Raw genomic sequence first — 13,885 nt, 5'->3', positions numbered from 1 at the left:
GGACAGAAGCACCTGAAGCGCGTTGTGGCAGAAATGGGCGGCAAAAACGCCATCATCGTCGATGAAAGCGCCGATTTGGATCAGGCGGTGCAGGGCGTTGTGCAGTCTGCCTTCGGCTACAGCGGACAGAAATGCTCTGCCTGTTCACGGGTGATTGTGCTGGACCCGATCTATGACAGCTTTTTGCGACGGCTTGTAGAAGCGACGCGATCGCTCAACCTGGGACCCGCCGACCAACCCAGCACCAAAGTTGGTCCCGTCATCGACGCGGATGCGAGAAATCGCATCGGCGAGTACATCGAGAAAGGACGCCTCGAATGCGACGTGGCGCTGGAACTGCCTGCCCCAGACAGCGGCTACTTCGTCGGACCCGTCATTTTCCGCGATGTGCCGCCGACTGCCACGATCGCTCAGGAGGAAATCTTTGGTCCGGTGCTTGCCGTGATGCGGGCACAGTCCTTTGCGGACGCGATCGACTTGGCAAACGGTACCCACTACGCGCTCACGGGTGGACTCTACTCTCGCACGCCGTCGCACATCGAGCAGGCGCAGGCGGAGTTTGAGGTGGGCAATCTGTACATCAATCGCGGCATCACGGGGGCGATCGTGGCGCGGCAGCCCTTTGGTGGCTTTAAGCTCTCTGGGGTCGGCTCGAAGGCAGGTGGTCCCGACTACCTGCTGCAATTTTTAGAGCCGCGCGTTGTGACGGAAAACATTCAGCGGCAGGGCTTCGCACCGATCGAGGGCGCTGACTAACCCCGCGTCCCTAGCTCCTCCTCGCAGTCGTCCAGGAAGCCAATCACGCGATTTCGTCCTTCTGCTTTTGCCCGTAGCAGATACTGGTCGGCGCGACGCAGCAAACTGGTTCCCTTCGGGTCGTCATCGGCTCGAAGGGCAGCAACACCGGCGCTAATCGTGACGAGCAGATTCACCGTGTCGTCGATGCTGAAGGGTTGATCGCTGACGAGCCGACACAAGCGGCGACCCACGAGCAGTGCTTCCATTTCATCAGTGCTGCTCAAGATAATGACAAACTCCTCGCCGCCGTAGCGAAACAGCGTGTCGCGGAAGCGCAAATTGTGCCGCAAACGACTGGAGATAAGCTGCAACACGCGATCGCCCACAGCGTGCCCGTGAGTATCGTTAATGGTCTTAAAAAAGTCGATGTCCAGTATCAGCAGGCTCAGCGGCTCCAAGCGCATCCGAGAGTTTTGCACCTGCCTAGGAAGCTCCCAATCGAGCGCTCGACGATTGTTGAGTTCCGTTAGCGGGTCCGACAGCGCGATCGCGGAGAGAATGTCGTTCGTCCGTATCAGCTCTCGGTGCGTCTGCACCATCCGCAGCCCGCACAAAATCTGGGACTTGAGCAGCCGATCCTGCTGAATCAGCATTTCGCGCTCTAGTGGCTCTCCCGTTGCTGTCGTTTGGGGAAGCCACAAGTAAGCGTCGGCTCCATTTTCCAGCGCTGATGCTCTCGCTTCTATTTGCAGCAGGTACTGCCGACGATCGTCGCTCAGCCCACTCAGCGAGGTTTCTAGCACAATGCAATAAATCCAAGCCAGTTTCGTTTGTTCTTTGACTTGGCGACAGAGCGCTAAGCTTTCTAGTTGATTGCTTTGCAGAATGATTACATCAGGCTGCTGTGCCTGAATCAGGGGAACTGCTTCACTAGGGCTAGGAACAACCTCTAGCGTACAGGTAACGACATCGCGAATTCGTTCCAGAAGTGTCGGCAGAAGATCATCACCTCCAACTAATAAGATTGAAGCGTCCATCAGCGTTTGAAAAGCCTAGTCAGAGCACAGGGTCCACAACTTCACTAAGGTATCTGGAATTTCGTTGTCGAAAGCGCACAGGACGTACAATTCAACAAACGGATCGCTGCCTTCTACGCATCAACGTTACCAGTTATACCTAAACCAATGTTAATTACACGAGCAAAACCAATTATTTCGGAAATGACGTAAGCGCGCCTCAATAGTCGTTTCTGGTGCCACCTAGGTCTGTTTGCTTCTTAAATGCCCCTGAAGTGCAACAGCTTATTAATTACAGCCCGATCGACAACGCGATTTGCACCTAAATTAGTGTGCCCAAATATACAATGAAAAAATCTATTCTACTGAGTTTTGAACTCGATTGAATGAACGGGCTTAGTATTTTTCTACAATTGTTGCGAAATAAAGCTGAGCAAAATTTGCTGAGGAGGTTTTGCCAGAGGGCGGACTTGAGCGGCTCGTACCGAGTAGCGATCGCCGCGTCGGATGTCATCTGGTGTCAACAAATCCATATCCCACCCTTCCATGAGAACGAGTTCACTGGGGTCTACCGTTAACGCACCCTCATAGACGTGGCGGATGACGTGAGGATTATCATAATATCCAACCTTCGTTAACCTTGGAGGCGCGTAACCAATCTCTTCTAGAAGCTCGCGGCGAACGGCTATGTCACTATTCTCTCCAGGTTCAATGTGCCCACCGAATAGTCCCCAATGACCGGGATAAACAATGCCAGGTATATCATCTCGTAACTGCATCAGAAACTGACGGTTTCGATGCAAGATTGCGATCGCAACTTCGACTTGGGACATGGAGAGGAGGGTTAGCTTTTGACGGCGGGAGTGCGCTGGAGTTGTTCCTGTTGCTCAACGTAGACAGAATCCTGCGTCTGATTGTTTTGCTGTAAGCGCTGAGAACGCAGGGTGCCTTTAATGAACACTTCGTCACCAGAGTTGGGCGGAGACTGGGTGCTTAGTACCCAGATACTGCCTGTACTGTCTTGCAGTTCGTACACGCTGGCCCCGACGATCGGGACGCGGTTACCAACTCTACCTTTAAGGTGAACCGTTGCATTTTGTTTGGTTGCCGTTTGTACGTCTGCGATCGGCGTTGGCGCTACAGCCCATTGAACAACGTTAGCATCGCTCAAGCTTAAGGGCGGCGGACTGGACTGGTTACAGCCGACTAATCCGATCAGCATGCTGAGCAGCAGGGGTCGAGTAACTAAAGGGAGCATGACAGGCATTCCACGTTGAAAGTACTCGGAGAGGCGTTGGATCTGCGAAACTATGGACAGCCTAACGCTGTGTTAGCACAGATTTAGGTGTTTAATCGAACTCTTCATTCAGCGATCGCTGTCCCTGTTACCGATGCCTTCCCAGACTGCCCAACTGCTTGACGGAAAAGCCCTCGCTCAAAAGCTCCAAGCGGAGTTGACCCAACAGGTTCAAGCGCTGCAACCGCAGCGGGGACGTCCGCCAGGACTCGCGGTGCTAATGGTAGGAGACAATCCTGCCAGCGCAGCTTACGTGCGCAACAAAGAGCGGGCGTGTGCTGCTGTGGGCATTGCGTCGTTTGGACGACATTTTCCAGCCGACATTCCTCAGCTAGCGCTGGAGGAGACGATTCAGGAGATGAACCAGGACGATCGCGTCGATGGCATTCTGGTGCAGCTACCACTCCCTGAGCATCTTGACTCGGTAGCACTGCTGAATCAAATTGCGCCAGACAAAGACGCAGACGGGCTGCATCCGACCAATTTGGGGCGACTGATGCGTGGAGAACCTGGTCTGCGCAGTTGCACTCCGGCAGGCGTCATGCGACTGCTGGCGGAGTACTTGATCGACCCCAAGGGCAAGCACGCTGTGGTGATTGGACGCAGCATTCTGGTGGGCAAGCCGCTGGCGCTGATGCTGCTGGAAGTGGATGCCACAGTGACGATCGCCCATTCCAGAAGCCAGGATTTAGCCGCGATCGCCCGCAGCGCCGATATTCTAGTTGCGGCGGTTGGACGTCCTGGCTTGGTGACAGCGGAGATGGTGAAACCGGGAGCGATCGTGGTAGACGTGGGCATCAATCGCGTCAGTGACGACAGCGGTAAGTCTCGCCTTGTTGGAGACGTGGAGTTCGACGCCGTTCAACACGTTGCCTCTTACTTGACCCCGGTTCCGGGGGGGGTGGGTGCCATGACTGTGGCAATGCTGTTGCAGAACACCATGCAGAGCTACAACGCAAAATTTAAATGATTTAGCTTGACTGCTGAAGTCTAGTATTCCGTCAGGAAAATTTTGGCGGGTCGAAGCTCCTCAAAATTTAACTCGAATCAACTGCGTGGCTCGCAGCTACTCGTCCAATTAACGTTGACACACTCGACGGACGATCGCCTTTCCGCGCGGTTGCCGTATGGGGATACAGGATTCAAAATACATAACTCAACCGAGATTGATTTCACTTGGGTACACAACCTCCGTAGAATGAGGAGGATACGTGTGTGAAGACGATCGTGCGGCAGGCGCATGAAAGTAAGAACGGGAGGATGACAGGAATGATATTGACGAACGAAGTGCAAGCGTCTCAGCAGGCAACTCAGTTTGACCTAGCGGCGTATCTGGCAGAGCGACAGGCGCAGGTAGAAGCGGCACTCGATCGCTCGCTCCAGGTAATCTATCCTGAACGGATCTATGAGGCGATGCGCTATTCGCTCATGGCGGGCGGCAAGCGGCTGCGACCGATTTTGTGTCTAGCCACCTGCGAACTTAGCGGCGGCACGCCGGAGATGGCAACACCAACCGCTTGCGCTCTAGAGATGATTCACACCATGTCGCTGATCCATGATGATTTGCCTGCAATGGACAACGACGACTATCGCCGAGGCAAGCTGACAAACCACAAAGTTTACGGCGAAGACATTGCGATTCTGGCAGGAGATGGGCTGCTTGCTTACGCCTTTGAGCATGTGGCGATCGAAACAAAAAATGTCGATCCGGAGCGGATTCTCAAAGTTGTGGCAGTGCTGGGTCGGGCGGTTGGAGCCGCAGGACTGGTGGGGGGACAGGTCGTCGATTTGGAGTGCGAAGGCAAGTGCGATGTCTCGCTAGAAACGCTGAACTTCATCCACAACCACAAGACTGCGGCGCTGCTAGAGGCGTCCGTCACCTCCGGCGCAATTCTGGCGGGCGCATCCGATTCTGAGTTGCAGCGGCTGTCTCGCTATGCCCAGCACATCGGGCTCGCCTTTCAGATTGTCGATGACATTTTGGACATCACAGCGACGCAGGAGGAGCTGGGTAAAACCGCAGGCAAAGATCTCCAAGCGCAAAAGGCAACCTACCCAAGCATCTGGGGCTTGGAGCAGTCGAGAGAGCAAGCCCGGAATCTTGTCAGTGCGGCTAAGGCGGAACTAATGGACTTTGGAGAAGCTGCCAAACCTCTGATGGCGATCGCTGATTACATCACGGCTCGTAAACACTAGCCGTTAGCTGATGCTAATCGCTAACAACGAATATTGTTTCCCTCTGTCACTCCTCCCTTTTTCCTCTTGAACATGCAGGACGTTGGCGACATCCTCCACAATCAGGTGCTGCTGGTCGCACTGGTGGCGTGCTTTACGGCTCAAGGACTCAAGCTGATTGTTGAGTTAGTCAAACACCAGAAAGTGAATGTGCGAGTGCTCGTTGAGACGGGCGGAATGCCGAGCGCTCATTCTGCGCTGGTGGCAGCGTTGGCAACCGAGGTCGGATTAACAATGGGCTGGGCGAGCACCGAATTTGCGATCGCAGTCGTTTTTGCCTTTATCGTCATGTACGATGCGGCTGGCGTTCGCCAAGCCGCTGGCAAGCAAGCCCGCATTCTAAATCAAATCATCGATGAATTCTTTAACGAAGACCACCACTTCAACGAAGACCGCCTCAAGGAACTGCTGGGACATACACCCTTTCAGGTGATTGTTGGGTCAATTCTGGGAGTGACGATTTCGTGGATTGCAGAGTGGGTGTACTGAGGCAGCGGGACATTACTCAATGAACTCGCCAGATCGCTAACAGCTATTAACGATTTGGCGAGTTCAAACATTGATTTATCTAGCACCATTTCTTCCTAAAACAGCACCATGTTTAGTGCTGTTTTAGGCTGCATGCATCGTCTGCTTAGTGACTGGAGCAACCGACCAACCCTTTAACTAATCGTGCTTCTTGCCTTTTTTCTTGCCTTTTTTGCCATCGTGCTCACTATCATTTGTAGTGATTTCTGCTGGGTTTTGAGGTGAAGCAGTTGGCGCCACTTGAGCAGGCTTAATCTCGGCAGGAGTACTTTGGGTAGGAGTGGGGGTTGGTGGGGTAAGCGCTCGTTGGACAAGCAGTGGAATTGCCGTAGTTCCAGCTAAGGACACCGCACCAATTACCCCTTGCATCATGGTAATTTTGAACCCCTTATGAGGCGGTTCAGGCGAATTTCCAGGATTTGTCATAGCAGTCCTCCCAAAGTTAGGCGTAGTCCAGATAAACGTAGCAAGTTAGATAGCAGAGTATACCCAGGACAGTTGAGCAAACGACAGCACCACCATTGATGCTCTAAACCTGATTTCTGTTCCTGAGGCTCTTATCCGGAGACTTAAACACTGCATCCTTTCTGAATATATTCAAGCATCAGACTGCTAGCTTTCTATCAATTCGGAATTCGAAATTCGGAGTTCGCGATCGCAGAAGCTTGAGTTCGCCTACGTTTTAGTGGTTTGATTTGTAGCTGGAATTTAAAGAACTGGTGTTACTCGCGCTTGAGTGCCAGCGTCAGTCCATCTGAAATCGGCAGCAGGCTCAGCGTTACGCGATCGTCGTCGCGCAGGGCAGCATTAAAGGCGCGAATCGCTTGAGTGCTGTCATCGGGCGCGTGGGCATCGGTAACCTGACCACCCCAGAGCACGTTATCGATCGCGATCAGCCCGCCCGGGCGCACCAGCTGCAGAGCGCGATCGTAATAGTGGCGATAGTTGTCTTTGTCGGCGTCGATGAAGGCAAAGTCAAACGTGTTTGCCTGTCCTGCGGCTAGAAGCTGGTCCAGTGTCTCCAGAGCCGGAGCAATCCGCAAGTCTACTTTGTGGGCAACCCCTGCTAGGTTCCAGTAGCGACGCGCAATGGTGGTGTACTCGTCGCTGATGTCGCAGGCGACGATTTTGCCGTCTGGAGGCAGCGCCAGCGCCATACAGAGCGAACTGTAGCCCGTAAATACGCCCACTTCCAGCACGGTTTTGGCGTTCATCAGCCGCAGCAGCAGCACCATAAACTGTCCTTGGTCCGGTGCAATCTGCATCATGGCGCGGGGGTGCTTAGCGGTTTCCTGCCGCAGTTGAGCAAGAATGTCGGGCTCCCGCAGCGAAACGGATAAGAGGTACTCGTAGAGGCGATCGTCCAGGGAGAGGGTTTTATTTGACATCGTGGGTGCTCTTGATTGCAATTGATTCCGGCTCAGGCTTATCGTATCGAAGGAGGCGTGGTGGGGAAATTTATGGAAACAGTAAAGTGGATCGGGCGGCTGGTCGGCGTTGTGATCTTAGCGGTGCTGCTGACCGCATGCGGAGCGACGGGACCTGCCCCAATGCGGCAGCTAGTTGAGCAAGCGATCGCGCTCGAACTCGGTCAAACCCAACAGGAACTTGGCAAGCAGTTGCGCCTCGGTGCGCCTCCCAAAAGCGTGGATATTGACCGTGTCAGCATCACTGAGCAAACGCCGCTGCTCATTGATGAGCTACAGGCGTTCCGCGTGCGGGGAACCTATGACGTAACCGTGCAGCGCCAGCAGCGACGAGTCACTCAATCGCAAAACCCGTTTGAGGTGTATTTGCAGCGCCAGAAAGAAAATAAAACGTGGCGGTTGGCGCGGCTACAGACGGACGAGGCAGGCAAACCCGTGTGGATAACGCAGCGCGTACCGCAGCCCGACGGATGACTTTACACGATCGCTGCCATAGCACGGAACCTTTGTGAAGAACAGATAAAGACGTCTTAAACCGCTAGCGAGATGTCCTTGGGGATGACTACTATCTACGGGAGTCCCTGCGTGATTGTACTTAATTGCCCTCTGGGCGATCGAGGATTGCCTTAAGAAGTGCTGCTCCCCTTAACGTGGACGGTCTTGTTACGAGCTACGAGGTAAATGGTGTGCCTACAATTTCGGTCATTGTTCCTGCCTACAACGCTGAGAAAACCATTCTTGAAACGATTCAGTCGATTCAGCAGCAAACGCTGTCGGATTTTGAACTGATTGTCATTGATGACGGCTCAACGGACAAAACGGTTGAGCTACTGAGTACGATCGCGGATTCCCGTCTCAAAGTGTTCTCTTACGAGAACGGCGGTTTGCCTGTTGCGCGCAATCGCGGCATTGAACGAGCAACCGGGGAGTATCTCAGCTTCATCGACGCTGATGATTTATGGACACCAGACAAACTAGAAACCCAGCTTGCAGCGCTGCAAGCTGATCCAGATGCCGGAGTTGCCTATAGCTGGACGGCGTTTATCGATGAGAACAGCCAGTATTTGTACGCCAGAGATCCGATGCCGTTTGAAGGCAATGTATACTCAAATATCCTGATCGAAAATTTTATTTCTAGCGGCTCAAACATATTGGTCCAGCGCAAGTTAGTAAATGCCGCTGGCTGGTTTGATCCCGCCCTAAAGTCGGCAGAAGATTGGGATTACTACATTCGCTTAGCGGCTCGATCGCCCTTTGTGCTCGTGCCAAAATATCAGATTTTGTACCGCCGATCGTCCCAGTCCATGACCTCAAAAGTGGATGTTATGGAGAGGAATTGTTTGCTGGTGCTGAATCGCGCGTTTGAACAAGCTCCGTCAGACTTGCAGCACTTGAAATCAAAAAGCCTCGCCAATGCCTATCGATTTTATGCGCTGCTGTGCATTGCCCACATTCTGACAGACGACGGTGTGAAACAAGCCACACGACGGCTACGACAGGCAATCTGGTTTGATCCTGCTACGGTGCTCGATCGCAAAACTCAACGATTGATTCTCAAATTAACGCTGCTCAATCTGTTTCCGTATCATCTTGCAACTCGCGTTTCACGTCAGCTAGGCAAACTGTTTCCAAATGCCCTAGCAAAGCCAGTGCCGCTAGTGAATCAAGAATAAGGAAGGGACTGCATCACTCAACACAATTACTTAGCCATGGTCTCTGTTGAAAGAATTAGTCAATTCGTTAAAGAAAGCTTAGAGAATAAATTTATTCGTAATTTTGGCTGGATGGGTGGCTCAGAATTTTTTAGCCGTCTGTCCTATGTGTTTACAACGGTTACGCTGGCTCGATGCCTGACCCAATATGATTATGGTTTAGCCGCGATCGTGCTGACGGTAAATGAACTGATGCAGGTGTTCACTCGTATGGGCATTGGCGTCAAAATTATTCAGTCTGATCAAGAAGATTTTGATGCCCTGTGTAACTCTGCGTATTGGCTAAATTGGTGTGTATTTATTGCATTATTTATTACTCAATGCCTCGCTTCATTTGGCGTTGCCCGCTTCTACAATGACCCGCAATTAATCTTGCCCATTTGCACGATCGCGCTGATCTATCTGATTGTGCCAATTTCATCAATTCAAGCATCGCTGGTGCTGAAAGAGAATCGTCTTAAAGTCACAGCGTTGACGAACACGATTCAGCTAACAGTCGGTAATTTGATGGCGATTGGCTTTGCGCTAGCCGGATTAGGAATGTGGTCAATTATTTTACCCAGAGTCTTGTCGGCACCCGTGTGGGTTTACATGTTTTACACCAGCCATTCTTGGCGTCCAACGTCAGGATTCTCGACGAAATACTGGGGAGAAATTCTTAAGTTCACCAAAAACGTGCTGGGCGTGCAACTGCTCAAAGCGCTTAGAAATAATATAGATTATTTGCTGATTGGACGATTCATCGGAATTGAGCAGTTAGGCATTTATTTCTTTGCCTTTAATGCCGGATTGGGTATTAGTCTAAGCATTATTAACGCCATTAATAGCGCCCTATTTCCCCATTTGTGCTCACTACGATCGAACTGGGAAAAGTTTCGGCAGCAGTATTTCAACAGCCTGAAGACGATCGCGCTGATTCTCGTGCCTGTGGTTGTGCTGCAAGCTAGCTTAGCCTCGTTTTACGTGCCGATCATCTTTGGTCAAAAGTGGATTATTGCGATTCCAGTGCTGATTTTGATCTGTCTGTCTGCCATTCCGCGCCCGTTTGCCGATGCTGCCTCAAATGTCATCGTTGCGGTAGGTAGACCAGACATTGATCTGCGCTGGAACCTCATTTTCACCACGCTGTTTATGGGGGCACTGCTGATTGGCGTGCGCTGGCAGGCATTAGGCGTTGCGATCGCCGTACTTGCCTCACACTGGCTATTTCTGCCGCTCTACACGCTGTGGGTGTCCCGCTTTGTCTTCTCCCGAATGCAGCCGCACACCACGTAGCACACTACCTGAAGGATCGTTGAGATGCCATCGACTTCTCATCCACATGTCTCTGTAATTATCCCGGTCTATGGGGTCGAGGCATTTATCCAAGCCGCCGTCCAATCCGTACTGGACCAGACCTATTCGGATTTTGAGGTGTTGATTATTGACGATGCCTCACCCGATCGCAGCGTCGAACTGTGCCAGCAGTTTGTAGATCCGCGAATTCGCATTATCCATCAGGAGAATCGGGGATTGGCGGGCGCTAGAAATACGGGCATTCGCCATGCCAAGGGGACCTATTTGGCGTTTCTCGATGGCGATGACCTGTGGCTACCGCAAAAGCTGGAAAAGCAAGTGCAGCATTTGGACGCCAATCCGGCGATCGGCGTCAGCTTCAGCCGCTCAGCCCTGATCGACGAAACGGGTACGGCAATGGGAACCTACTTGATGCCGCAGATGAGCGACCTGACGGTGCGGGATTTTCTACAGGGCAATCCGGTGGGAAATGGGTCTGCACCCGTAGTCCGTCGCGTTGTGTTTGAGGCGATCCGGTTTGAGGTTGATCGCAACGACGTCCCAGAGGATCAGTACTTCGATGAGCAGTTCCGCCGCGCTGAGGATGTGGAGTGCTGGCTGCGAATCTTGATCCAGACTGATTGGCAAATTGCAGGAATTACTGACACGCTGACGCTGTATCGCGTTAACTCAGCCGGACTGTCTGCCAGTCTGTATAAGCAGCTTGAATCACTAGAGCAGGTTCTTGCCAAGGTGCGCTCTTACGCTCCAGAGCAAATTGCGCCCTGGGAAAACCAGTCGTTGGCGTATCTGATGCAGATCTTGGCGCGAACGGCGATTCGTCTGCGGGCGGGAGCGATCGCGGTGGATCTGTCGCACCGCGCGATCAAAACTTACTGGCGCATTGTGCTAGAGCAGCCACGCCGCATTCTACCGACGATCGTCGTGGCTTACCTGCTGCGGTTGCTACCTCAGTCGCTCTATCAAGGAGTGTCATCGCTGATTGAGAAGGTCGCTGCCCTCAACCACAAACGTCAGATTCGCCATCAAGCACCTGCTACATCTGCCCTTAATCAATCGTGAGCGGTTGATGCTGCCAGAGACCATCCGTTGTCAGTAGTGCTACCAACCCTGACCACTAACTCCTCTTAATTACTGCTGCCGATCTAGAAACCCAGATGAACCTGCTATTTCTCACCACGACGCTGCCACGCAAAAAACGAACCGGAAGCGAGCAGCTATCTCAGTGTTTTATTGATGCACTAGAGCACAGCGGACATAGCGTTTGGGTGTTGGGCTACCAGCGCAAAGCAAAACGCTTTCCCGAGACCGATCGCGAAGTGACGATCGATGAGCGTCACATTGAGACTAGCAACGCTGGATTGTATCCGCTGCTGTGGATGGCGCGCGGGGTGCTGAGCAATTTGCCCTATTCATCGGCTAAATACGTCTCTAAGGCATACGGACAAGCCGTTCAGCAGGCGCTGCAAGCGCGATCGTACGACGCTGTGATTATTGATCATGCTCAACTCGGCTGGCTCGCTCGTTTCATCCCACCCGCGCTACCCGTGGTTTTGCTGACCCACAACGTCGAACACGAGCTGTATACGGCTCAGCTGAGCGATCGGAATGCTGTCGCGAAATGGGTCTATGGGCGCGAAGCAGCGCTGATCGAGCGGGTGCAAACTGAGGTGGTGAATCGAGTGCGCGAGGTTTGGACCCTGACCGCTTACGATACCGCCTATTTCTCTGGGATCAAACCGATCGGAGTGCGCGGCTTTAAGATTCCTTACTCGATGCAGGCGGCACCGCTGACTTGTGAAAAAACCTACGATATCGGCATTTTGGGTAGCTGGACTTGGAAAGCCAATCTGGCAGGGCTGCGGTGGTTTGTGGAAGCCGTTTACCCGCTGCTGCCAAAGCACGTGTCGATTCGGGTTGCGGGGGCGGGCGCGGACTGGCTAGCCAATCAGTACCCAAATTTGGAGTACTGCGGCTTTGTGCCCGATCCACGTGTCTTCTTGTCGGAAGCCAAAGCGGTGGCGATTCCATCCGTTAGCGGCAGCGGCATCCAGATCAAAACGCTCGAGGCGATCGCGCTGGGTGCGCCAATTGTGGCAACCTGTGTAGCGCTACGCGGCATTACAGACTACCCAGAGTCAATTCAGCTAGCCGATGCGCCCGCTGACTTTGCGGCGGCGCTGCTTGAACGCATCGCGACTCCGATGGCTTCTACGCTGCAAACCGACGCGATCGCTTGGTCCGAACAGCGCTATGACCAGTTTGTGGCAGAGGTGAATACCGCGATCGAGTCCCTGACCGGACGCTGTCTCGTAGGATAGGGCAAGCGGTTTAGTGCGGTTGCCGTATTTGCAGATGGTTGAGAGCTGCTACACCATCAGCGATTAGCCCGTTTGCTATTCGCTGATGGCGAGAACTGCTATATCTCGACTTACTTGTACAACCAGACGCGAATGAGCGACAGCAGTTGCTCAGTATCGATCGGCTTTGTGATGTAGTCGGAGGCTCCTGCTTCGATGCACTTCTCTCGATCGCCCAGCATGGCTTTTGCCGTTAAGGCAATAATCGGCAGCGTAGCGAACTGGTTCAATTGGCGAATCGCCTGAGTAGTTTCGTAGCCGTCCATCTCTGGCATCATCACATCCATTAATACGATGTGAACGTCGGGATGGTTTTGCAGCTTGACAAGTCCATCTTGACCGTTCTCCGCGTAGAGAACCTGCATTTGGTAGCGTTCTAACAGACTGGTGAGGGCAAAGATGTTGCGGACATCGTCATCGACGATCAGCACTTTTTTGCCTGCCAGCACGGGGTCATTTTGCTGCAATTGCTCCAGCATGTGTCGCCTTGAGGCAGGCAAATCTGCCTGAACCCGATGCAGAAAAAGAGTGGTTTCATTCAGCAACCGTTCGGGCGATCGAGCATCTTTGATGATGATAGTGTCAGAAATGCGCCGCAGCTCCGTTTCTTCTTGAGGCGTGAACTCCTTGCCCGTGTAGACAACGATGGGCAAATAGCCCAAATTTGGGTTTTGCTTGATTTGCTCGATTAGCTCGAAGCCACCAATATCCGGCAGACCCAAATCCAGCACGAGGCAGTCGAAGTGACCCGTGCCCAATTCGTTCAGCGCTTCGGCTCCGGTTCCAACGGTCGTGATATTGACATCGTCGCTGCCGATGAGTTCGGCAATGCTTTGGCGCTGCACTTCGTCGTCCTCGACAATCAGCAGCGCTTTCACTGGACGATCGACAAACTCCCGAATTCTCGCTAGCGCATTCAGCAGCACCTCGCTACTGACGGGTTTCTGCAAGCAGGCGATCGCGCCTTGGCGCAAGCAGCGTTGCAGTCCCTCTTCCACCGACATAACGTGAACTGGAATATGTCGAGTGGTCGGGTCGTGCTTGAGCCGATCCAGAATAGTCCACCCGTCTAGAACAGGGAGCCGGATATCCAGCATGATGGCAGTGGGCTTTAATTGCTGTGCCATTGCCAGTCCGACGTTGCCCCGCGTTGCAACGAGTCCTTTGAAGCCTTGCTGCCGCGCCATATCCAGCAGGATACGGGCAAAGTTGACGTCATCTTCAATGATCAGCAGCGTACGATCGCCCGGTTGAATCACTTCTCGATCGTCCTCAA

At 53.0% G+C, this 13,885-nt stretch carries 15 protein-coding genes; 9 read left to right on the top strand and 6 right to left on the bottom strand.

What is annotated here, in order from left to right:
• The coding region (locus H6F43_RS21505; RefSeq protein WP_190345210.1) for an aldehyde dehydrogenase family protein at nucleotides 1-756 on the top strand (756 nt) is incomplete at its 5' end.
• On the opposite strand, the gene H6F43_RS21500 is transcribed toward H6F43_RS21505, so the two are convergent.
• The 3 genes from H6F43_RS21500 to H6F43_RS21490 all read right to left on the bottom strand — a co-directional run bounded on the left by H6F43_RS21500 (nucleotide 753) and on the right by H6F43_RS21490 (nucleotide 3,012).
• The gene (locus H6F43_RS21500) at nucleotides 753-1,775 is read right to left on the bottom strand and encodes a diguanylate cyclase (RefSeq protein WP_190345209.1); all 1,023 of its coding nucleotides are present in this window, start codon (nucleotides 1,773-1,775) and stop codon (nucleotides 753-755) included. The two genes, H6F43_RS21505 and H6F43_RS21500, sit on opposite strands and share 4 nt — an antisense overlap.
• Nucleotides 1,776-2,161: 386 nt before the next feature.
• Nucleotides 2,162-2,587 (bottom strand): NUDIX hydrolase, encoded by a 426-nt coding sequence (locus H6F43_RS21495; RefSeq protein WP_190345208.1) that lies wholly within the window; start codon nucleotides 2,585-2,587, stop codon nucleotides 2,162-2,164.
• Nucleotides 2,588-2,598: 11 nt separating this feature from the next.
• On the bottom strand, nucleotides 2,599-3,012 hold the full coding sequence (locus tag H6F43_RS21490) for a hypothetical protein (protein WP_190345207.1): 414 nt from the start codon (nucleotides 3,010-3,012) through the stop codon (nucleotides 2,599-2,601).
• A 133-nt stretch (nucleotides 3,013-3,145) separates the two neighbouring features.
• On the opposite strand from H6F43_RS21490, the gene folD reads away from it, so the two are divergent.
• The 3 genes from folD (at nucleotide 3,146) to H6F43_RS21475 (ending at nucleotide 5,775) form a co-directional block, all read left to right on the top strand.
• Nucleotides 3,146-4,021, top strand: coding sequence for a bifunctional methylenetetrahydrofolate dehydrogenase/methenyltetrahydrofolate cyclohydrolase FolD (folD, locus tag H6F43_RS21485; RefSeq protein WP_190345206.1), 876 nt, complete (start codon nucleotides 3,146-3,148; stop codon nucleotides 4,019-4,021).
• Nucleotides 4,022-4,320: 299 nt separating this feature from the next.
• Entirely contained in the window at nucleotides 4,321-5,247 is a 927-nt protein-coding gene (gene crtE, locus H6F43_RS21480) for a geranylgeranyl diphosphate synthase CrtE (protein WP_190345212.1), read from the top strand.
• A 72-nt stretch (nucleotides 5,248-5,319) separates the two neighbouring features.
• Nucleotides 5,320-5,775, top strand: coding sequence for a divergent PAP2 family protein (locus tag H6F43_RS21475; RefSeq protein ID WP_190345205.1), 456 nt, complete (start codon nucleotides 5,320-5,322; stop codon nucleotides 5,773-5,775).
• 177 nt (nucleotides 5,776-5,952) lie between these two features.
• On the opposite strand, the gene H6F43_RS21470 is transcribed toward H6F43_RS21475, so the two are convergent.
• Together H6F43_RS21470 and H6F43_RS21465 are read right to left on the bottom strand one after the other, a co-directional pair.
• The gene (locus H6F43_RS21470) at nucleotides 5,953-6,240 is read right to left on the bottom strand and encodes a hypothetical protein (protein WP_190345204.1); all 288 of its coding nucleotides are present in this window, start codon (nucleotides 6,238-6,240) and stop codon (nucleotides 5,953-5,955) included.
• Nucleotides 6,241-6,536: 296 nt separating this feature from the next.
• Nucleotides 6,537-7,202 (bottom strand): class I SAM-dependent methyltransferase, encoded by a 666-nt coding sequence (locus H6F43_RS21465; protein ID WP_190345203.1) that lies wholly within the window; start codon nucleotides 7,200-7,202, stop codon nucleotides 6,537-6,539.
• Between the two features lie 72 nt (nucleotides 7,203-7,274).
• Between H6F43_RS21465 and H6F43_RS21460 the strand changes: the two genes are divergently transcribed.
• The 5 genes from H6F43_RS21460 to H6F43_RS21440 all read left to right on the top strand — a co-directional run bounded on the left by H6F43_RS21460 (nucleotide 7,275) and on the right by H6F43_RS21440 (nucleotide 12,570).
• The gene (locus tag H6F43_RS21460) at nucleotides 7,275-7,715 is read left to right on the top strand and encodes a hypothetical protein (RefSeq protein WP_199290520.1); all 441 of its coding nucleotides are present in this window, start codon (nucleotides 7,275-7,277) and stop codon (nucleotides 7,713-7,715) included.
• A 212-nt stretch (nucleotides 7,716-7,927) separates the two neighbouring features.
• Nucleotides 7,928-8,914 carry a glycosyltransferase gene (locus H6F43_RS21455; protein ID WP_190345202.1) on the top strand — a complete coding sequence of 329 codons (987 nt, stop codon included), beginning with the start codon at nucleotides 7,928-7,930 and terminating at the stop codon, nucleotides 8,912-8,914.
• A 36-nt stretch (nucleotides 8,915-8,950) separates the two neighbouring features.
• Nucleotides 8,951-10,228 (top strand): lipopolysaccharide biosynthesis protein, encoded by a 1,278-nt coding sequence (locus tag H6F43_RS21450; RefSeq protein WP_190345201.1) that lies wholly within the window; start codon nucleotides 8,951-8,953, stop codon nucleotides 10,226-10,228.
• A 24-nt stretch (nucleotides 10,229-10,252) separates the two neighbouring features.
• On the top strand, nucleotides 10,253-11,311 hold the full coding sequence (locus H6F43_RS21445; protein WP_190345200.1) for a glycosyltransferase family 2 protein: 1,059 nt from the start codon (nucleotides 10,253-10,255) through the stop codon (nucleotides 11,309-11,311).
• 95 nt (nucleotides 11,312-11,406) lie between these two features.
• Nucleotides 11,407-12,570, top strand: a complete 1,164-nt coding sequence (locus H6F43_RS21440; protein WP_190345199.1) for a glycosyltransferase — start codon at nucleotides 11,407-11,409, stop codon at nucleotides 12,568-12,570.
• Nucleotides 12,571-12,680: 110 nt separating this feature from the next.
• Here the strand turns inward: H6F43_RS21440 and H6F43_RS21435 are convergent.
• Nucleotides 12,681-13,885: response regulator (locus H6F43_RS21435; RefSeq protein ID WP_190345198.1), on the bottom strand; the 1,205-nt coding region annotated here is incomplete at its 5' end.

This window comes from Leptolyngbya sp. FACHB-36 (genome assembly GCF_014695955.1).
Classification (GTDB): Bacteria; Cyanobacteriota; Cyanobacteriia; order Leptolyngbyales; family Leptolyngbyaceae; genus FACHB-36.
The sequence above is the reverse complement of the archived record's forward strand: the minus strand, read 5'-3'. Positions and strand labels throughout refer to the sequence as shown.

Excerpts from the sequence above, each read along its gene's own strand:
- H6F43_RS21475 (WP_190345205.1), top strand. The coding sequence starts at position 5,320 with ATGCAGGACGTTGGCGACATCCTCCACAATCAGGTGCTGCTGGTCGCA.
- H6F43_RS21450 (WP_190345201.1), top strand. The coding sequence starts at position 8,951 with ATGGTCTCTGTTGAAAGAATTAGTCAATTCGTTAAAGAAAGCTTAGAG.
- H6F43_RS21465 (WP_190345203.1), bottom strand. The coding sequence starts at position 7,202 with ATGTCAAATAAAACCCTCTCCCTGGACGATCGCCTCTACGAGTACCTC.
- crtE (WP_190345212.1), top strand. The coding sequence starts at position 4,321 with ATGATATTGACGAACGAAGTGCAAGCGTCTCAGCAGGCAACTCAGTTT.
- H6F43_RS21495 (WP_190345208.1), bottom strand. The coding sequence starts at position 2,587 with ATGTCCCAAGTCGAAGTTGCGATCGCAATCTTGCATCGAAACCGTCAG.
- H6F43_RS21490 (WP_190345207.1), bottom strand. The coding sequence starts at position 3,012 with ATGCTCCCTTTAGTTACTCGACCCCTGCTGCTCAGCATGCTGATCGGA.
- H6F43_RS21500 (WP_190345209.1), bottom strand. The coding sequence starts at position 1,775 with ATGGACGCTTCAATCTTATTAGTTGGAGGTGATGATCTTCTGCCGACA.
- H6F43_RS21470 (WP_190345204.1), bottom strand. The coding sequence starts at position 6,240 with ATGACAAATCCTGGAAATTCGCCTGAACCGCCTCATAAGGGGTTCAAA.
- H6F43_RS21440 (WP_190345199.1), top strand. The coding sequence starts at position 11,407 with ATGAACCTGCTATTTCTCACCACGACGCTGCCACGCAAAAAACGAACC.
- H6F43_RS21445 (WP_190345200.1), top strand. The coding sequence starts at position 10,253 with ATGCCATCGACTTCTCATCCACATGTCTCTGTAATTATCCCGGTCTAT.
- folD (WP_190345206.1), top strand. The coding sequence starts at position 3,146 with ATGCCTTCCCAGACTGCCCAACTGCTTGACGGAAAAGCCCTCGCTCAA.
- H6F43_RS21460 (WP_199290520.1), top strand. The coding sequence starts at position 7,275 with ATGGAAACAGTAAAGTGGATCGGGCGGCTGGTCGGCGTTGTGATCTTA.